The following is a 17,831-nucleotide window of genomic DNA, read 5'->3' as shown; positions in this document are numbered from 1 at the left end:
CACAGGACACCCCATGGCAAAGAACACCAACAAACGAGGGGCCAGCCGCGGCCCGGTACGCAAGAAGACCCATCGCCAGGTCCCGGGCTGGGTGTGGCTGTTCACGGGTCTGATGGTCGGTCTGTTCGTGGCCTTCCTGTTTCACCTGGGCAAGACCCAGATGGAGCAAGGCGGCAACGGCAAGGTGGCACAGAAACCGGAGCAACCTGCCAAACCGGCCAAGCCAGCCCCGAAAAAGGACAGCAGCGACGAGTCCCCGCAGTTCGACTTCTATGCGGTACTGCCGAAAATGGAAGTGATCGTGCCGCAGAATGAAGGCGACTCCGGCACTCGCAAAAGCCGTGATACCGCCCAGGACAAACCCGCCAGCGAGCGCAAGTCAGACGCTGGCACCCGCTCCAGCAACGAACGCTATTTGCTGCAGGCGGGCAGCTTCCGCCGCAACGAAGATGCCGACCGCCGCCGAGCGGAGTTGATCCTCAAGGGGTTCGACGCCGCCATCCAGTCCGTGGATCTGGAAAGCGGCGACAGCTGGCACCGGGTCATGATCGGCCCCTACGACAACCTCAACGCCATGCACCGGGCCCAGGACCAACTGGCCGGCAACGGCATTGAGACCCTGCCGATCAAAATGAAAAAATAGGCGCAGGCACACAGCGGAGATGGGCGCACGCCCATTTCCGCCCTTAAGATCCCGCCTTCACCCGGCGACTGTGCGCGGCCACCCTGCGCTCGGCTCCACCTGCAGACAGCCGCGAAACGATTAACGGTTAATTGCCTTCAATTCCCCTTGAATCCCCCACCACCAGCCCCACATCTGCAGAATCACTGTGAAAGGAGCTGAATGTGACCACGATCGTATCCGTACGCCGCGGCAATAGCGTTGTGATTGGCGGTGACGGCCAGGTGTCACTGGGCAACACCGTCATGAAAGGCAATGCCCGCAAGGTGCGCCGGCTCTACCACGGCAAGGTCATTGCCGGGTTTGCCGGCGGTACCGCCGACGCCTTTACCCTGTTTGAGCGATTTGAAGCGCAGCTGGAAAAACACCAGGGCCATCTGGTTCGTGCCGCTGTGGAGCTGGCCAAGGACTGGCGCACCGACCGCGCCCTGCGTCGCCTGGAGGCCCTGCTGGCCGTGGCCGACAAGGAAGCCTCCCTGATCATCACCGGCAATGGCGATGTCATCGAGCCGGAAAATGACCTGATCGCCATCGGCTCCGGCGGCCCCTTTGCCCAGGCAGCCGCCACCGCCCTCCTGCATAACACCGAGTTGGCCGCCGGGGATATTGTCGAAAAGAGCTTGACCATCGCCGGCGATATCTGCGTCTACACCAATCAACAGCAAACCATTGAAGAATTGAGCTGGTAATCCGATGCCAAACCTGACCCCGCGCGAAATTGTTCATGAACTGAACAAGCACATTGTCGGCCAGGAGCCGGCGAAAAAATCCGTTGCCCTGGCCCTGCGCAATCGCTGGCGGCGCATGCAGTTGCCGGCAGAAATGCGTGCCGAAGTGGCGCCCAAGAACATCCTCATGATCGGCCCCACCGGCGTGGGCAAGACCGAAATTGCCCGCCGCCTGGCCAAGCTGGCCGACGCTCCCTTCATCAAGATCGAGGCCACCAAGTTCACCGAAGTGGGCTATGTGGGCCGCGATGTGGAATCCATCATCCGCGACCTGGTGGAAATGGCCATCAAGATGCTGCGCGAGAAAGCCATCGCCCGCGTGGGCAGCCAGGCGGATGATGCCGCCGAAGAACGCATCCTCGACGCCCTGCTGCCCGCGGCCCGAGGCGACGAAGAGAGCAAGACGGACAACAGCACCCGCCAGATCTTCCGCAAGAAGCTGCGCGAGGGCGAGCTGGACGACAAGGAAATCGAGATCGAGGTGTCCAGCAATCCGGCCGGGGTGGAAATCATGGCCCCTCCCGGCATGGAAGAAATGACCAGCCAGCTGCAACAGATGTTCTCGAAAATGGGCGGGGGCGGCCGCAAGCGCAGCCAGAAGCTGCGTGTCCGCGAAGCCTACCGGCTGATCCGGGACGAGGAAGCCGCGCGCTTCGTCAATGAGGACGAACTCAAGGTGCAGGCCATCGATGCAGTGGAAAACAACGGCATCGTCTTCCTGGATGAAATCGACAAGGTGGCCAAGCGTGGTGAAAGCGGCGGCACTGATGTGTCCCGTGAAGGGGTACAGCGAGACCTGCTGCCGCTGATCGAAGGCTGCACCGTGTCCACCAAGTACGGCATGGTCAAGACTGACCACATCCTGTTTATCGCCTCCGGCGCCTTTCACCTGGCCAAGCCCAGCGATCTGATCCCGGAGCTGCAGGGCCGTCTGCCCATCCGCGTGGAACTGAGCGCCCTGACCCCGGATGACTTCCAGCGCATTCTCACCGAACCCCGATGCTCCCTCACTGAGCAGTACAAGGCCCTGCTGGATACCGAAGGACTCAACCTGGAGATTACTGACGACTGCATCCGGCGCATTGCTGAAGTGGCCTGGCAGGTCAACGAACGCACCGAAAACATCGGCGCCCGCCGCCTGCACACGGTACTGGAGAAACTGCTGGAAGAGATCAGCTACGATGCCGACTCCCTGGCCACCCAGTACCACGACAAGCCCCTGGTGCTGGATGCGGAAGCGGTGGATCGCTATCTGGGTGAACTGGCCGATGACGAGGACCTGAGCCGCTATATCCTCTGATTGCCCGAGGCCTGACCACAGACGTCTGACGCTGAATTCATTGGCGTCAGTCGTCTGACTTCCGACGGCCGACCGCTTTCCTGCTATGATCCCCGCCGGAGGAAAAACCATGACCGCCGGCGAACAGCTTCAACACTATCTCAACCGTTTCTTTGCCCTGCGCCAGCATGGCGACGACACCGTATTCCTGAGCCGCCTGCGGCGCTTGCAAGACTGGCAGAGCCAGCGCCTCAGCCATACCCACCGCCATCTTCTGGACGACCCGGCCACGGCAGAGGGGATCCGCTTTCTGCTCGACGAAGTCTACGGTGGCCGGGAGCTGCTACCGGTGGCCCGGGAAATCCGCCGCGCCCTGCCCAAGGCCATGAAACTGCTGCCTGACAAGGTCATGGCCACCTCTGCCAGTGCACTGGAGGCTGCGATCCTCACCCAGGAGCTGGATGAGCAGATCACCGACTCACTGGGCAGCGAGCTGGATCAACCACTCACCGAGCCGACCTACCTCAAGGGCTTTCGACAGGACCACCACCTCGATGCCCGTCAGCGCCAGCTACAATTGGTGGCCGAACTGGGTCATCGCCTGGACCGCTATATCCGCTCGCGGATGATACAGACCACCTTTCGCATGGTCCGCAAACCGGCCCATGCGGCAGGCTTTGCGAACCTGTATGATTTCATGGATCGCAGCTTCCGGGTGATGAAACCGGTGCCCAGCGTGGGCCTGCTGCTGGAGCAGCTGGCCGCACGGGAAGAGACCATCATGCAGAAGGTCTTCGACCATCACCCGGCCCCCTTCGAGGACTGACATGAACGACGAAACCAAGGTCACCCACTTCGGTTACCAGCAGGTACCGTGGCAGGAAAAGCAGCAGAAAGTGGCCGGCGTATTCCGCTCCGTGGCGGGCAAATACGATGTCATGAACGACCTGATTTCCATGGGCAGCCACCGCCTGCTCAAGCGCATGACCATCGAGCTGGCCGGGGTGCGACCGGGACACAAGGTACTGGACCTGGCCGGTGGCACCGGCGACCTGGCCATCAAGTTTTCCCGTCTTGTCGGGGAGACCGGCCAGGTGGTGCTGGCGGACATCAATGACGCCATGCTGGCAGTGGGTCGCGACCGCCTGTTCGATGCGGGTTGCAGCCATAACACCCAGGTCACCCAGGTAAACGGCGAATGTCTGCCTTTCGAGGACAACAGCTTCCACTGCATCACCATTGCCTTTGGCCTGCGCAATATCACCGACAAGGATGCCGCCCTGCGCTCCATGCTGCGGGTATTGAAACCCGGCGGCCGGCTGCTGGTGCTGGAGTTTTCCACCCCGGTGCACAAGCCCCTGGCCAAGGCCTATGAGCTGTATTCTTTCGGTGTGTGGCCCAAGCTGGGCAAGCTGATCGTCAACGACGCGGACAGCTATCAGTACCTGGCCGAGTCCATCCGCATGCACCCGGACCAGGACACCCTGCAGGGCATGATGGATCAGGCCGGGTTTGCCCGCACCGAATACTTCAACATGCTGGGCGGCATCGTGGCACTGCACAGAGGGTTCAAATTTTGAGTCTGAAAGACCAGTCCCGCTCCCCCGGCCTGCTCTCCACCACGGCCCTGGCCACGGTAGAAAGAGCCATCAACACCGCCCTGCGCTCTGATCCGGCCAGTGCTGACCGACTGGCGCTGCATGCCGGCCGCCTGCTGGCCATCGAAGTGACCCTGCCGCCTCTGGCCATCTATGCGCTGATCGTGGAAGACGGGGTGGAGTTGTATCACCGCAGCGATGCCAACGCGGATGTCACGGTAAAGGGCAATCCCATGGACCTGGCTGCCTTGCTGCTGAACTGGAATACCCGCCCCGGCGTCATAGGCGGCCCGGTAGACATTAGCGGTAACCGGGAACTGTTGCAGGAAATGCAGCAATTGGCCCGCGAACTGCAAATTGATTGGGGCGCCATCCTTGAGCCGGTCACCGGCTCGGAACTGGCCCAGCAACTGGACTACAGTGCCCGTCGCCTGTTCGGCTGGGCTCGCCAGGCCGCCGGGCGACTGACCGAGCAACTGGCCGACTACGTGGGCAACGAATCCGGCCTGACCCCGGGCCGTCGGGATGTCTACGAATTCGGTCAGGATGTGGACGAACTGCGCATGGACGTGGATCGACTGGACGCCCGCATCCAGCGCCTTCGCGCGGCAAGGGCCGGCGTGAACAGCAACGGGAGCGCCACCGACTGATGCTGCCCGTTACCCGTATTCTGGTGGTCATCCATGTGGTGTGCCGCTATCGCCTGATCGCCCTGCTCCCCGCCCATCCGCTGCGCAACCTGCTACTGGTGATGTCCTTTCTGTTGCCTTCCAGCTGGCTAGGCACTGGCAAGCTCAGTGAAGGCGAGCGGCTGCAAAAGGCCCTGGAACGTCTCGGCCCCATCTTCATCAAGTTCGGCCAACTGCTGGCCACCCGCCAGGACATGCTGCCACCGGAATGGACCCGCGCCCTGGCCCGCCTGCAGGATCAGGTTACCCCCTTCGACGGACAACAGGCCCGGGATCTGGTCGAGGCCAGTCTCAACCAACCCTTTGATGAGGTCTTCCGCGACTTTGACAGCACACCCATGGCCGCGGCCTCCGTGGCCCAGGTCCATGCCGCCACCCTGCATAACGGCCAACAGGTAGTGGCCAAGGTGCTGCGCCCCACCATTCTTCCGGTGGTGCAACGGGACCTGAAAGTCATGGCCTTCGGCGCCCGCTGGCTGGAACGACTGTGGCGCGATGCCCGTTACTTCCGCCCCGCACGGGTGGTACAGGATTATCGGGACATTATCCTGGGCGAACTGGATCTGGCCGCCGAAGCCCGCAACAGTGAAACCATGCGCCGGCATTTCCTGTTCAGCCCGCTGCTGCACATTCCGGCCATTCATCTGGAGCTGTCCAGCCCCACCGTGATCATCATGGATCGCATCCATGGCATCCCGGTGAATGATATCGAGCGCATCAAGGCCGCCGGCATTGATCCCAAGGTGCTGGCAGAACGGGGCGTGGAGATCTTCTTTTCCCAGGTATTCCGTTTCAATTTTTTCCACGCGGACATGCACCCGGGCAACATCTTCGTCAACCCGGAACACCCGGAATCTCCTCAATACATGGCCGTGGATGCGGCAATCGCCGGGCGGCTGTCGAAGGAAGACCTGAACGTGCTGGGCCGCATGGTGCTGGCCGTGATGCGCGAGGATTACAGCGCCCTGGTGGATGCCGTGATTCGCGCCGGCTGGAATACCGCCCCCATCGATCGTCCCCGTTTTGAACGGGCCGTCATCGACATTGTCGAGCCGGTGCGGTCCGCTCAACTGGACCAGCTGGAATTCGCGCCGCTGGTGATGAAGCTGTTCGATATGGCGCGCCACTACCAGATCGAAATGCCGGTGCAGTACATCCTGCTGATGAAGACACTGGTACATATCGAAGGCCTGGGGCGCAGCATCTACCCGCAACTGGATATCTGGAGCACCGGCCGGCCTCTGCTGGAAGCCTGGATGCTGGCGGAATACGGCCCCAGCGCCACACTGAAAAAGCTGCAGAATCGCATGCCGGAATGGACCGCCCAGCTACCGGAGATGCCCGATTTGCTGCGCGACGGCCTGGAAAGCCTGCGCGAACTGCCCTATCAACAGGACCGCCTGGAAGCCCGCTTCGAACAGGCCCTTTTACGCCACCGTCACAAGCTGTTTGCCGGCCTGGCGGGGCTGGGCTGCGCCGGTACTGCCATCTGGCTGGCAACACCCCATGTCAGCTGGCCGCTGGCCGCTGTCGCTGTGCTGCTGGTGAGCTGGAGCTGGCGGCGCTAGACTGTGGCACCGCACCGCGGCACATCGGATAATCCGTCGGCGCTCGCCGCAGGCGCCAACCATAAAGAAAGTGCAAACGCTATGTCAGATATACTCAGCCAGCTCCACCAGGTGCTTGAGTCCCGCAAGGGCGCCGACCCGGACAGCTCCTACGTGGCCAGCCTGTACGCCAAGGGGCTGAACAAGATCCTGGAGAAAGTGGGCGAGGAAGCGGTGGAAACCATTCTCGCGGCCCGCGACGCGGAGGTCAGCGGCAAAACCGACGCCCTGATCAGCGAAACCGCGGATTTGTGGTTCCATAGTCTGGTCATGTTGGCCAAACTGGGAGAACACCCGGACAAGGTGCTGGCAGAACTGGAGCGTCGCTTCGGCCTGTCCGGCCATGACGAAAAAGCGGCGCGCGGCAGCAAGCACTGACACGCCCTGACTATCAGCGCCCTATCTATCGGAGAGAGACAGCATGTTTTCCGGCATCAGCATTTGGCAGTTACTGATCCTTCTGGCCATCGTGGTCCTGTTGTTCGGCACCAAGAAACTGCGCAACATGGGTGGCGACCTGGGTGGCGCGGTCAAAGGCTTCAAGAACGCCATGAAAGACGGCGAGGAAGAGCAGGACCAGAAGCGTCTTGCCGATGACGACAAGGACACCAGCGGGCAGAAAACCGAGAAGGACAAGGAAAAAGACCAGGCCTGATCTGGCTCCGCCTTTCCCTGGCCCCGTTAAGAGGTTTCCATGTTCGATATCGGCTTCGCCGAACTGACCCTGATTTTCATCATCGGCCTGGTGGTACTCGGCCCGGAACGCCTGCCCAAGGTGGCCCGGACCCTGGGCCAATGGGTCGGTCGTGCCCGCTCCACCTTCAATCATCTGAAAAACGAACTGGAACGCGAAGCGGTAACCCAGGACATGCGCGAGCGCATGGAAAAGCAGATGCGGGAAATGGGCCTGGACGAAGACAGTATCCGCGAAGCCAGGGAAAGCCTGCTCAGCCCGGAGCAGATCGCCAAGGCACGCAGCCCCAGGGACAAACAGGCCGACCCTGGCGACGACCGCGAAAACCCCCAGGAACCCCCGCGCCATGAATGATGCCAGCAACGATTCCGGCCAGCCATTGATCGCTCATCTGCTGGAGCTTCGTAATCGGCTACTCAAGGCCATGGCCGCGATTTTCGTGGTGTTTCTGGGGCTGTTCTACTTTTCCCGGGAGCTGTACACCCTGGTGGCCAAGCCGCTGATGCAGGCCATGCCGGAAGGGACCAGCATGATCGCCACCGGCGTCGCCTCGCCGTTCCTGGCGCCCTTCAAACTGACCCTGTACCTGAGCATCTTCGTGGCCATGCCCTTTATTCTTCATCAGGCCTGGGCCTTTGTGGCTCCCGGCCTTTACCGGCATGAAAAGCGCCTGGCAGTGCCCCTGCTGGGCAGCAGCGTGCTGCTGTTCTATGCCGGCGCTGCCTTCGCCTATTTCGTGGTGTTCCCGCTGATGTTCCAGTTCTTTACTGCTATCGCCCCGGAAGGGGTGGCGGTGACCACGGACATCAGCAGCTATCTGGATTTTGTCCTGGCCCTGTTCCTGGCATTCGGGCTGGCCTTTGAACTACCCATCGCCATCGTGTTGCTGGTGAGCACCGGGGCAACGACGGTGGAAAAACTGGCCGCCGCCCGCGCCTATGTGGTGGTGGGATGTTTTGTGGTGGGCATGTTGCTGACTCCCCCCGACATCATCAGCCAGACCCTGCTGGCACTGCCCATGTGGTTCCTTTTCGAGATCGGCCTGTTGGCGGCCCGCCTGATTCGCCGGGAAAAACAGAAACAGCAAGACGCACCTGACGCCTGATATCCGCCCTGATCAAAAGCGGTAGCCATTATTGCCGGTTGCGGCAGGAGGCAACGGCAGGGGTGTCATATCGTCCATCACCTCATCACGGGCCGGAGGCTGGGGAGCCGGAGCGGCGCAGCCATTCCCTTCCAGGAAATCCACAATGCGCTGCTGCACCGCCGGATCCCGAGTGCTTTCGATATGCCCACCGCGCAACCGCTGAAACTGCTTGGGCTCATTCGCGGCGGCAAACAGTCTCTTACCGTGGGGATAGGGGATAACCGGATCGTCTTCGCTGTGCATGACCAACAAGGGGGTTGGCGCCAGCCCGGCAATCCGGGACTCCGGGTCCAGATCCGCGCCCGGCATGCCCGGCACCACCAGCCAGCGCAGCGGCCACAATAGCCAGCTACCCTTCATCACATCATCGGTAATCCCCCGATAACTGGCAAACGCCGCTTCCAGCACCACACAGTCTGCCGCGTTCTGATTTTTTTCATCCCCCAACACCGTGGCGGCCATGGCACCACCCAGGCTCTGACCAAACACGGTCAGCGGGCCTTGCGTCTGCCTGGCATTGCGCAACCAGTCCAATCCCAACTGCACATCGTCAAATACCGCCGGCAGTTTCGGCTTGCCCTCAGACAGGCCATAACCCCGGTAGTCGAGGAGAAAAACGTTATAGCCCTGTTCCGGCAACCATTGCACGCTGGCCAGGTGGGTACTGATGTTCTGGGCATTCCCATGAAGAAAATACACGGTGCCACGGACATGCCCCTCACCGGCGGCCGGCAACCACCAACCATGCAAGCGCAGCCCGCGCGGATGGATCAACACCACATCCTCGTAGCTGAGCCCCTGGTTTTCCGGATTCTGCACCCAGGGCTCCATGGGATAGAAGAACAGTTTGCTGCAGCCTGCCAGCGCCGTGGCCAGGCTGGCCAACAGAATCAGTCGAAGTACCATCGCCATTGTAATTTGAACTCGTAATCGCCATCCCCGCGCCAGCCTTCCCGGCTCAGCGATGCCCGCAACCCATGCTGACGGGCAAAAGCCCAGTGCACGGCGAACTCGGAAGTATGTCGATAGGTATCGTTGGTGAAGTAATGTCCCACACTGCCCAGTTGCCACTGCCAGCGTCCGCGCTGATAGAGCAGCCCCGCATCCAGACCAGCCCCGGGGGTGAGGAAGGTATCAAAGTCGCTATTATTTTCCATTCGCAGGCTGGTTAACAGGTAGGGCTGCCAGTTGCCCAAGGCCCAGCTGCCACCCGCGCCGCCCTGGACATAGCGCACCAGACGTCGGCGCCCTGCCCAGGCCCTCTCCAGTCCTCCCTCCACATACCAGCTCAACGGCTTGCTGAAGCGATTGCGGGGAGCCAGCGAGCGAATGCTTACCACATCCAGTTCTTCCAGGCGTGGATCACCGGACTCCGTGCTGCGCAGGGTCAATCCCAGCCCTTCAATCTGGGCCCCGCGTAGAAAACCGTAACCGTTGTCCAGCAGGTCGTGGTAGGTCAATCGGTAGCTCAGCTCGCCGAAATCCTGATTCGCCTCACGCTGACCACCGGCCAGAGCCAGCATCTGCGTGCCATGGCCCGCTTCCGGAGGTTCAGGGTTCACGGTTTCCGGCACATCCACCTTCGGCAACCGGTTCATTTCCGTGAGTAGCGTAAAGGAATCCCGGGCAGCTTGCGGCTTCCTGACGCCTTTCCGGTTGACCAGTCGCAGATAGCGATAGGCGGTGGTCACCATCAGCGCCTGCTGCCGGGGCTCGGCCTGTTGAAATGCTTCCGATTCCAGCAGCCCCGGGTCATCCGCAAGAGCGCGGGCCAGCCGCTGCTGCTGTGCCGTCATCTGGCGACGCAGGTTATCCAGCTCAACCGCCTTGGAGGGCCGGTAATGACGCTCACTGATCAAGCCCCGATCATCCAGGGCGCGGACCGTATTCACTGGCACTTCGGCAAAACGCAGTTCCGTGAGCAGCTGCGACCCCGGCCTCGCGACTTCCACCAGTTCCAGCAGACGGAAAGAGCAGTTTTCATCGAAAAAATAATAATCAAAATTGATGTCTTTCAGTTCCCACAGGTGCTCTATCAGCCAGTCAATTTCCTGCTGATCCAGATCCAGGGTGTACTCCCACATATCGCGATTTTCCATGTGGGAATATTCCTGAATTTTTTGCACATAAGGGACCAGGGCAAAGCGGCCAGGATAGCCGCCGGCTAACCCGCGATAAATATAGAAAAAGGAATTATCGGCCTCCGTGGATACGGCTCCGAAATTCACTGCCCAGGACAACCAAACCGCACTGTCTTTACCCTGATCCAGGCGCAGTAGTGTATGGCCGAACATGGACGACGGGCTGTTCAGATAGGCCGCAGGAAACACCAGAACTGCCCGGCTGGCGTGTACTGCAGAGCGCCACCGGGAATACTCCTCACAGTGGGCAAAAGGCGCATCCTCCTGCCAATCCAAATGTCCGGCAAGAAAACGGTAACGGGCGGGGTAACGGCATCGCTCAGGGGCTTTGGCAGGCTCTAACGCAGCCAACGTTGCGCGCAGCTCTGCAAGCACATCATCCTTGCCATTTTTCGCCAGAAAATAATTATCATCATCGATATAACTGCGACCCCGATCGCGCAGCGTAGCACCGGGATTCACATGCATGAGCGCCTGCCACCGTGGCGACGCAGCAAGATCCGCCAGGGAGAGAGAGGAGTTCGCGGCCAACGCCGGGGCAATCCAGCACAGCAGCACACAAAGGAGTCCAGTGCGCATCCGGTATTATCCGTGATTCGGGCGGGAAAATTCCAACCTGGGTCTGTGATTCCAGATCGGACAAACAAAGCCCCGCCGTTGGGCGGGGCTCGTCAATAAACGCAGTTTATCGTTTAGGCCAGGTACTTGGACAGGCTCTCGTCCTGCTTCATTACCTCGGTGATGTTGGCCATGACTTCCTCGGCGGTTACATCCTGGTGCGGGAAAATAACAGCGAAGTTTTCATGCATGGCAGCATTGAAACGGGCACGATCGTCGGCCTGGATCCCCATGGATACGGACAATGCGGTCAGGGCTTCGCCTTCACCGGTGGCCATATCCTGAGCCACTTCTTCCATCACACCGGTCATGCCGAGCAGGCTCTGGCCGCTGTAGGTCAGGGAACCGTTGGTATCACAGCCGTTGGTACCGGTGGTCATACCGAACGTTGCGTTGCCGGAGGTGCCGTTCACAATAGTCGCCAGCAGGTGCATGGGCAAACCGGAATTGCCTTCGAACAGCATGTTACCCCAGCCACAACCGGGACCACCCGGAGCTACAGCCATGGCAGAAGTTGAAGCGCCGAGCAGAGTGGCAGCAATAAGCGTCTTTTTCATTCTGAGATACCTCCAAGTTTTTATATATCATCCCTGGGGATACTTCACAGCACCAGGCTGTATTTAGCAACCCTGTCGCAGCGATGCTGCTCAGTGCTCTCCCCGTCACCCGCAAAACAGGCAACTGACTTCATCATAAACAAGGCGAGGACCTTTGCAATACAATTGCAAAACTACGGTCATGAGCTCAAAAGAAATGTGACAGGGCCATCATTGACAAGATGTACTTGCATATCGGCACCAAACACACCATTGGCCACTGGAATATTCTTTTCCCGTAATTCCCGCAAATAACAATCGTATAGCTGCCTTCCCTGCTCCGGCAGGGCCGCCTTGCTGAAACTGGGCCGACGGCCCTTTCGGGTATCCGCCGCCAAGGTGAATTGGGATATGGCAAGAATTTCTCCATCAATATCGCGCACGTCCAGGTTCATCTTGTCATCGCTGTCGGCGAACACCCGGTAACCCACTGTCCTTTCCGCCATTCGCGCCACCGTCGCCTCATCGTCACCGGCCTCGATCCCAACCAGCAGCAACAGACCCTGGCCGATACGCCCCACACACTCGCCGGATACCGTCACCGAGGCTTCGCTGACACGCTGCAACAACACTTTCAATCGTCGATCCTCCTCTCCAGTCTTTTCACTGCCTCGACCAATGCATTGGCAATCAACGGGTCAGAGGATGAATGACTTCCCCCTGCCACCCAATGCAACTGACTGCCCGGCAATACCCGGTGTAGCTCAAGTGCCTGGTCCGCCGGGCAGACGAAATCCCGGGTGCCGTGAACAATCTCTACCGGCAGCCCCATCCCTGCGCATGCCTCCAGCAAGGGAGCGGCAAGAAAACCATCATGAAGAAAATAATGGGTTTCCTGCATAGCCATACACAGCTCGTCATCGCTGGCTTCTCCAGGGGGCGACACCGGCGTTAATGCCAGCACGGATTCCCAGTTACACCAGTTACGGGCATGGTAGCGGGCGCGCTTGCCCTGCAAGCCCTGATGATAGCGCTGCAGCAGGTCCCCCTCCCCCGGCGGCGCCTGCTCCTCAAATGCTGCCCATGCCTCGGGAAAGAGCCGCGCAGCCCCGAGAGGCGTATAAAGCCAATCGCGATCCTGTTGTCGACAGAGAAAGACGCCCCGCAACACCATACCGGCGACCCGCTGGGGATACGCCGCCAGGTACGCCAGGGCCAGAGTGACGCCCCAGGAGCCAGCGAAGACTCGCCAACGCGTTATCCTCAGCGTCTCCCTCAGACTCTCCAGGTCTGCAACCAGATGGGTGGTGGTATTGTCCTGAATCGACGCAAAGGGTCGGCTTTGACCACTGCCTCGCTGATCAAAGAGAATAATGCGGTACCGTCGGGGATCGAAAAACCGGCGCATGAAGGGGGAGCAACCACCGCCGGGGCCGCCATGCAGAACAACCACAGGCACGCCGTCCGGATTACCGCTTTCTTCCACGTAAAGCTGGTGCCCCTGACCCACTGATACCAGAGACTGCCGATAACTGTCCGGCAAGGGAAATAACGCCATGAGAGCTGCACTTATCTGCAGAAAGACCTCAGCATACCTACTGGTGATTACCCTGCAACTGTTGCTGGCAGGCTGCAGCAAAACCCCACCGGAGCAGGCCATCCTGGACGCCCTGGAGAATCTTGAGGCGGCTATCGAGGCTGGCGATACCGGATCGGTGATGGACGCACTCACCGATCCCGCAGAGATTCAGCGTGGCGGCCACACCCTGCAACGGAACGAGGTGCGGCGCCTACTGATGGGCACCTTCCTCCGCTACCCGCAACGCCAACTTGCACTCACCCAGATCAACATCGAGCTGGACCCTGTTACCCAACGCCACGCCCGCGTCACCTTCACCGCCTTCGCCTGGGGCGGACAGAACGTCATGCCCGAGAACGTGGATAGCTATCGGGTGGTGAGCGACTGGCGCGAGGACGGGGAGTGGAAAATTGAGGCGCTGACAGCGAATGGGCTTAGGGAGTGAACAGTTCGCGATTTCGCGCTCGTTATTTCCCAACGCAAGAGGCCGCGCCCAGAGTATGGGTGCGGCCTCTTTCGTTACAGAACCTGAAGTCCAGTCCCGCGAACTGTTAATTATTCACTATTAACTGTTAACTGCTTTATCAATCCTCATCGCCACCAGCCAACTCTCCCTCCATATCCAGCTCCTTGATCTTGCGGGTGAGGGTATTGCGCCCCCAGCCGAGCAAAGCGGCGGCATCGCGCTTACGGCCGCCGGTGTGCTGCAGGGCCACTTCGATCATGGTGCGCTCGAACCCCGGAACCGCCTGTTCAAGGATGCTGCGCTCACCCTGGGACAGGGCCCGGTCGGCCCAGTTGCGCAGGGACTTGAGCCAGTCGCCAGTCACGTCGGCGCCCTTGGCGGCACCGGCCTCTTTCAGTTCCGGCGGCAGATCATCCACCAGCACCTCTCGACCGGATGCCATCACCGTCAGCCAGCGACAGGTATTTTCCAGTTGCCGCACGTTACCCGGCCAACCCTGGGCGGCCAGGTATTTTTCAGTGTCCTTGTGCAGCACCTTGGGCTCCACGCCCAGCTCATTGCCCGCCCGCTGCAGGAAGTAGTTGGCCAGGCGGGGGATATCTTCACGGCGCTCAGCCAGCCGGGGAATATGGATACGGATAACATTGAGGCGGTGGAACAGATCCTCACGGAAGTCCCCATCCTTGACCAGCCGCTCCAGATCCTGGTGAGTGGCTGCAATAATGCGAACATCCACATGGATCGGAGTGGTACCACCAACGCGATAAAACTCGCTCTCCTGCAATACCCGCAACAGGCGAGTCTGCGCTTCCAGCGGCATGTCACCGATTTCATCAAGGAACAGGGTGCCACCGTTAGCCTGCTCAAAACGCCCCACACGCTGGTTATTGGCACCGGTAAAGGCCCCCTTTTCGTGACCAAACAGCTCGGATTCGATCAGGTCCTTGGGGATAGCCGCCATGTTCAGTGCCACAAAATTCTTTTCACGACGCATGGAGTGACTGTGCAGGGCCCGGGCAACCAGCTCCTTACCGGTACCGGACTGGCCGTTGATCAATACCGTGACGTTGGAATGGCTGAGTCGGCCAATGGCGCGGAACACCTCCTGCATGGCCGGCGCTTCGCCGATAATTTCGGTGGACTCTTCCTCCACGGCGGCCGGCTGCTCACCGCGGGATTCTTCACGATGCTTGATGGCACGCCGCACCAGAGCCACCGCCTCGTCCACATCAAACGGCTTGGGCAAATACTCAAAGGCTCCTCCCTGATAGGAGGCCACCGCGGAATCCAGATCAGAGTGGGCGGTCATGATGATCACCGGCAGATCCGGGTTCTTGCGCTGTAGAATCTTGAGCATCCGCAGGCCGTCGGTGCCCGGCATGCGCACATCACTGATCAGCACTTCCGGCTCCTGCCCACCCTCCTCCAGGGTGTTCAGCGCCTCATCGCCATCCTCGAAACAGGTTACTGCGTAACCCTCCTGGCTCAATGCCTTTTCCAGCACCCAGCGAATGGACCGGTCATCGTCGACTACCCATACCGTTACGCTCATAACCGGCCACTCCCTGGTGTTTTACTGTTGTCGTTGTTCACGGCTGCAAAGGCGCTCATGACTGTTCGCTCTCCGTTATTTCCGGCTGCTCCATTGGCAGCAAAATACTGAACACGGTGTTACCCGGTGCGCTCTCGCACTCAATCAACCCCTGATGCTGACTGATAATGGACTGGGCAATGGACAAACCCAGCCCGGTACCACTGGCCCGGCCGCTGACCATGGGATAAAACAGGGTCTCCTGCACATCCGGGGCAATACCCGGGCCGTTGTCGATAATATCTACCCGCAGCACCAGACGGTGGCGCAACGAGCCAATGGTGAACTGGCGCAATACCCGCGTGCGCATGATGATGCGGGCATCTTCTGTATGCGATTCCAGCAAGGCCTGGGTGGCGTTGCGGATAATATTGAGCAATACCTGAATCATCTGATCCCGGTCGGCAATCACATCCGGCAGGCTGATATCGTAATCCCGCCAGATCGCGACCCCCTGGGGGTGCTCCGCCAGCAACAGCTGACGAACATGCTCCAGGCATTCATGCACATTCACCGGCTTGAACTCCGGCGGCTTGCGCGGACCAAGCATACGATCTGCCACCGTGCGCAACCGGTCTGCCTCATCGATGATGACTTTGGTGTACTCGGTCAGCTCCGGGTCCGGCAGAGCGCGCTCCAGCAACTGAGCCGCCCCGCGGATACCCCCCAGAGGGTTCTTGATCTCGTGGGCCACCCCTCGCACCAGCGCCCGGGTCGCCTGATGCGCATGGATCAACGCTTCTTCCCGGGTGATGCGCAACAGCCGATCCAGCGGCTGCATTTCCATCAGCAGGCTCAGGGCCTGCCCGGGTTCATTAATCGGACTGACGGAATAATCCACAGTAATTTCATAACCCGGCGCCACCGCCAGACGAGCCTCCCGCCGCGTGAAGGGATGCTCATCCTGGATGCACTGGCGCAGGGCATCACGGGCTTCTTCGTCATCAAAAAAATAATCCGGCAGCGGCTGCCCCATGGCACGGCTGGCGCTGGTGGCAAGCAGCATCTCTGCCGCCGGATTCAGATAGCGGACCTGCAGCTTGTGATCCAGCATGACCACCGCAGTGCGCAGGTGATCCAGTAAACGTTTGTGCAAGGTGACACCACCCATCAACTGTTGGCCCATAACAGGGCATAAGCAATTATCAGGCCACTTGCCAAAGCCCTTTGTCAGGGCCGCCTATGGGCATGATGACCAAACACTATGCAAGCGATGGAATGAGTGTAGAGCTTTCCCGGGCAGGATTGCACCAAATTGGTGCTTTAAGGGCGAGCCGAATAGGGGCGAAGAGGCTGTACCGGGCGCTGTGATGTACCCGGTCGAATTTGCACAGCCCCATCATTTGAAGAGCCTTGTTGCTGTCGCTTGATATCTCCCACCGTTGTTCTGTGGATATAAAACTCAACCACATCAGACTCAATCAGAATTTTATCTTCCGCACTTTTGATACGAGCCTGAATTTGATGCGCTCCACGGTCCGGCTGAACCAGAGATGTTCCTTCAATAACCTTGCCATTGTCCGTCAACTCCAGCCGATCGCCCGGTTGCAACTGCGGATCAATGGCCACCTCTATAGGGATAGGCTCAACAGGATTACGGATTGTTGCACCTTGCGCCGGACTGGAGATCGAAAGACCCGAATACTCCTGACGAGTAGGCACCGGCGAGGTTTTCTCCTGAACTTCAGCACCAATCTCAGGCCGCTCTTTACGAGCCCCCTGTACCGTATTTACATTCTGGATGTTTACTGGCTCAGCCCCAGAAGACATTGGCTTGTCCGTGAACTGCACCGAACCATCCGGCATTACCTGTTTGTAGATACCTGACCGGGTTTGCGGCGCAACCTCCTGGTCAATACCGTCTTTGTCCGCCTGCAGGACAGTCGCCATCGAAAGAACCACTATTGCCGTTATCCACCTGAGCATCTTGATATCTCCCGTTTCTTCCGATTCTGAACAGCTGTCAGACAGATGAAAAGGGCAAAATGCACAAAACCTCATACCTCTCACAGTGTTTTTAAAGACAAAAAAAGCCCCCGACTAGCGGGGGCCTTCTTTCTGCAGATTTCCCGAAGGAGATTAGCAGGAGTAGTACATGTCGAACTCGACCGGGTGCGGAGTCATGTTGAGACGCTCGATCTCACCACGCTTCAGGCTGATGTAGCCTTCCAGCATATCCTTGGAGAACACGTCGCCTTCGGTCAGGAAGTCCATGTCGGCTTCCAGGCAATCCAGCGCCATGGTCAGGGTATGGGCCACGGTCGGGATGTCCTTGGCTTCTTCAGCCGGCAGATCATAGAGATCCTTGTCCATGGCATCGCCCGGGTGCAGCTTGTTCTTGATACCGTCCAGACCTGCCATCAACAGGGCCGCGAAGCACAGGTACGGGTTGGCAGACGGATCCGGGAAGCGCGCCTCGATACGACGGGCCTTGGCGTTGCTCACGAACGGAATACGGATGGAAGCAGAACGGTTA

Annotated in this window: 20 protein-coding genes and 1 pseudogene; 12 read left to right on the top strand and 9 right to left on the bottom strand. The window is 59.7% G+C overall.

The features are described 5' to 3' along the window. The 11 genes from A3714_RS11275 to tatC all read left to right on the top strand — a co-directional run. A partial coding sequence (locus tag A3714_RS11275) for an SPOR domain-containing protein (RefSeq protein WP_231867857.1) occupies positions 1-643 on the top strand: 643 nt, incomplete at its 5' end. Between the two features lie 203 nt (positions 644-846). Further along, complete coding sequence (hslV, locus tag A3714_RS11270; protein WP_035245145.1) at positions 847-1,371, top strand: ATP-dependent protease subunit HslV; 525 nt, start codon at positions 847-849, stop codon at positions 1,369-1,371. Between the two features lie 4 nt (positions 1,372-1,375). Continuing rightward, positions 1,376-2,710 carry an ATP-dependent protease ATPase subunit HslU gene (hslU, locus tag A3714_RS11265; RefSeq protein WP_063508196.1) on the top strand — a complete coding sequence of 445 codons (1,335 nt, stop codon included), beginning with the start codon at positions 1,376-1,378 and terminating at the stop codon, positions 2,708-2,710. Positions 2,711-2,819: 109 nt separating this feature from the next. Continuing rightward, positions 2,820-3,515, top strand: coding sequence for a hypothetical protein (locus A3714_RS11260; RefSeq protein ID WP_063508195.1), 696 nt, complete (start codon positions 2,820-2,822; stop codon positions 3,513-3,515). A gap of 1 nt (position 3,516) precedes the next feature. Further along, a complete protein-coding gene (gene ubiE / locus A3714_RS11255; RefSeq protein ID WP_062815696.1) occupies positions 3,517-4,269 on the top strand; it encodes a bifunctional demethylmenaquinone methyltransferase/2-methoxy-6-polyprenyl-1,4-benzoquinol methylase UbiE in 753 nt (250 codons plus the stop codon). Next, complete coding sequence (locus tag A3714_RS11250; protein ID WP_063508194.1) at positions 4,266-4,937, top strand: SCP2 domain-containing protein; 672 nt, start codon at positions 4,266-4,268, stop codon at positions 4,935-4,937. Before ubiE ends, A3714_RS11250 begins: the two co-directional genes overlap by 4 nt. Continuing rightward, positions 4,937-6,544: an AarF/UbiB family protein gene (locus A3714_RS11245; protein ID WP_062815694.1), complete on the top strand. Its 1,608-nt coding sequence runs from the start codon at positions 4,937-4,939 to the stop codon at positions 6,542-6,544. The genes A3714_RS11250 and A3714_RS11245 overlap by 1 nt, the downstream gene beginning before the upstream one ends. An 81-nt stretch (positions 6,545-6,625) precedes the next feature. After that, positions 6,626-6,961, top strand: a complete 336-nt coding sequence (locus A3714_RS11240; RefSeq protein WP_062815693.1) for a phosphoribosyl-ATP diphosphatase — start codon at positions 6,626-6,628, stop codon at positions 6,959-6,961. A gap of 43 nt (positions 6,962-7,004) precedes the next feature. Then, on the top strand, positions 7,005-7,238 hold the full coding sequence (tatA, locus tag A3714_RS11235; RefSeq protein ID WP_062815692.1) for a Sec-independent protein translocase subunit TatA: 234 nt from the start codon (positions 7,005-7,007) through the stop codon (positions 7,236-7,238). A gap of 39 nt (positions 7,239-7,277) precedes the next feature. Next, positions 7,278-7,631, top strand: a complete 354-nt coding sequence (tatB, locus tag A3714_RS11230) for a Sec-independent protein translocase protein TatB (RefSeq protein ID WP_063508850.1) — start codon at positions 7,278-7,280, stop codon at positions 7,629-7,631. After that, positions 7,624-8,382 (top strand): twin-arginine translocase subunit TatC, encoded by a 759-nt coding sequence (gene tatC, locus A3714_RS11225; protein WP_063508851.1) that lies wholly within the window; start codon positions 7,624-7,626, stop codon positions 8,380-8,382. The genes tatB and tatC overlap by 8 nt, the downstream gene beginning before the upstream one ends. 12 nt (positions 8,383-8,394) lie before the next feature. On the opposite strand, the gene A3714_RS11220 is transcribed toward tatC, so the two are convergent. From A3714_RS11220 to pip, 5 genes are all read right to left on the bottom strand, one after another. Next, positions 8,395-9,336, bottom strand: coding sequence for an alpha/beta hydrolase (locus A3714_RS11220; protein ID WP_063508852.1), 942 nt, complete (start codon positions 9,334-9,336; stop codon positions 8,395-8,397). Beyond that, entirely contained in the window at positions 9,315-11,144 is a 1,830-nt protein-coding gene (locus A3714_RS11215; protein WP_063525771.1) for a DUF4105 domain-containing protein, read from the bottom strand. Before A3714_RS11215 ends, A3714_RS11220 begins: the two co-directional genes overlap by 22 nt. 113 nt (positions 11,145-11,257) lie before the next feature. Further along, entirely contained in the window at positions 11,258-11,740 is a 483-nt protein-coding gene (locus A3714_RS11210; protein ID WP_062815687.1) for a DUF3015 domain-containing protein, read from the bottom strand. Positions 11,741-11,919: 179 nt separating this feature from the next. Beyond that, complete coding sequence (dtd, locus tag A3714_RS11205) at positions 11,920-12,357, bottom strand: D-aminoacyl-tRNA deacylase (RefSeq protein ID WP_063508780.1); 438 nt, start codon at positions 12,355-12,357, stop codon at positions 11,920-11,922. After that, complete coding sequence (pip, locus tag A3714_RS11200) at positions 12,354-13,277, bottom strand: prolyl aminopeptidase (protein ID WP_063508781.1); 924 nt, start codon at positions 13,275-13,277, stop codon at positions 12,354-12,356. Before pip ends, dtd begins: the two co-directional genes overlap by 4 nt. Here pip and A3714_RS11195 point away from each other — a divergent pair. Next, positions 13,276-13,743 carry a nuclear transport factor 2 family protein gene (locus A3714_RS11195; protein ID WP_063508782.1) on the top strand — a complete coding sequence of 156 codons (468 nt, stop codon included), beginning with the start codon at positions 13,276-13,278 and terminating at the stop codon, positions 13,741-13,743. The two genes, pip and A3714_RS11195, sit on opposite strands and share 2 nt — an antisense overlap. Positions 13,744-13,882: 139 nt before the next feature. Here the strand turns inward: A3714_RS11195 and ntrC are convergent, their stop codons facing one another. The 4 genes and pseudogenes from ntrC to glnA all read right to left on the bottom strand — a co-directional run. Then, the gene (gene ntrC, locus A3714_RS11190; protein ID WP_062815683.1) at positions 13,883-15,316 is read right to left on the bottom strand and encodes a nitrogen regulation protein NR(I); all 1,434 of its coding nucleotides are present in this window, start codon (positions 15,314-15,316) and stop codon (positions 13,883-13,885) included. Positions 15,317-15,371: 55 nt separating this feature from the next. After that, positions 15,372-16,481: a nitrogen regulation protein NR(II) gene (gene glnL / locus A3714_RS11185; protein WP_156492998.1), complete on the bottom strand. Its 1,110-nt coding sequence runs from the start codon at positions 16,479-16,481 to the stop codon at positions 15,372-15,374. 137 nt (positions 16,482-16,618) lie between these two features. Next, positions 16,619-17,281, bottom strand: a complete 663-nt coding sequence (locus A3714_RS11180; RefSeq protein WP_063508783.1) for a hypothetical protein — start codon at positions 17,279-17,281, stop codon at positions 16,619-16,621. A gap of 153 nt (positions 17,282-17,434) precedes the next feature. Then, positions 17,435-17,831, bottom strand: a pseudogene (gene glnA, locus A3714_RS11175) (glutamine synthetase); the annotation flags it as partial.

It is taken from the genome of Alcanivorax sp. HI0007, assembly GCF_001635525.1.
In the GTDB taxonomy this organism is placed as follows: Bacteria; Pseudomonadota; Gammaproteobacteria; order Pseudomonadales; family Alcanivoracaceae; genus Alcanivorax.
Note: the sequence above shows the minus strand (reverse complement) of the source record. Positions and strands in the feature narration are given on the sequence as shown.

Bases quoted from the DNA above. Each gene is read 5' to 3' on its own strand.
- hslU (WP_063508196.1), top strand. From the start codon at position 1,376: ATGCCAAACCTGACCCCGCGCGAAATTGTTCATGAACTGAACAAGCAC.
- A3714_RS11260 (WP_063508195.1), top strand. From the start codon at position 2,820: ATGACCGCCGGCGAACAGCTTCAACACTATCTCAACCGTTTCTTTGCC.
- ubiE (WP_062815696.1), top strand. From the start codon at position 3,517: ATGAACGACGAAACCAAGGTCACCCACTTCGGTTACCAGCAGGTACCG.
- A3714_RS11245 (WP_062815694.1), top strand. From the start codon at position 4,937: ATGCTGCCCGTTACCCGTATTCTGGTGGTCATCCATGTGGTGTGCCGC.
- A3714_RS11240 (WP_062815693.1), top strand. From the start codon at position 6,626: ATGTCAGATATACTCAGCCAGCTCCACCAGGTGCTTGAGTCCCGCAAG.
- tatA (WP_062815692.1), top strand. From the start codon at position 7,005: ATGTTTTCCGGCATCAGCATTTGGCAGTTACTGATCCTTCTGGCCATC.
- tatB (WP_063508850.1), top strand. From the start codon at position 7,278: ATGTTCGATATCGGCTTCGCCGAACTGACCCTGATTTTCATCATCGGC.
- tatC (WP_063508851.1), top strand. From the start codon at position 7,624: ATGAATGATGCCAGCAACGATTCCGGCCAGCCATTGATCGCTCATCTG.
- A3714_RS11220 (WP_063508852.1), bottom strand. From the start codon at position 9,336: ATGGCGATGGTACTTCGACTGATTCTGTTGGCCAGCCTGGCCACGGCG.
- A3714_RS11215 (WP_063525771.1), bottom strand. From the start codon at position 11,144: ATGCGCACTGGACTCCTTTGTGTGCTGCTGTGCTGGATTGCCCCGGCG.
- A3714_RS11210 (WP_062815687.1), bottom strand. From the start codon at position 11,740: ATGAAAAAGACGCTTATTGCTGCCACTCTGCTCGGCGCTTCAACTTCT.
- A3714_RS11195 (WP_063508782.1), top strand. From the start codon at position 13,276: ATGAGAGCTGCACTTATCTGCAGAAAGACCTCAGCATACCTACTGGTG.
- pip (WP_063508781.1), bottom strand. From the start codon at position 13,277: ATGGCGTTATTTCCCTTGCCGGACAGTTATCGGCAGTCTCTGGTATCA.
- ntrC (WP_062815683.1), bottom strand. From the start codon at position 15,316: ATGAGCGTAACGGTATGGGTAGTCGACGATGACCGGTCCATTCGCTGG.
- glnL (WP_156492998.1), bottom strand. From the start codon at position 16,481: ATGGGCCAACAGTTGATGGGTGGTGTCACCTTGCACAAACGTTTACTG.
- A3714_RS11180 (WP_063508783.1), bottom strand. From the start codon at position 17,281: ATGCTCAGGTGGATAACGGCAATAGTGGTTCTTTCGATGGCGACTGTC.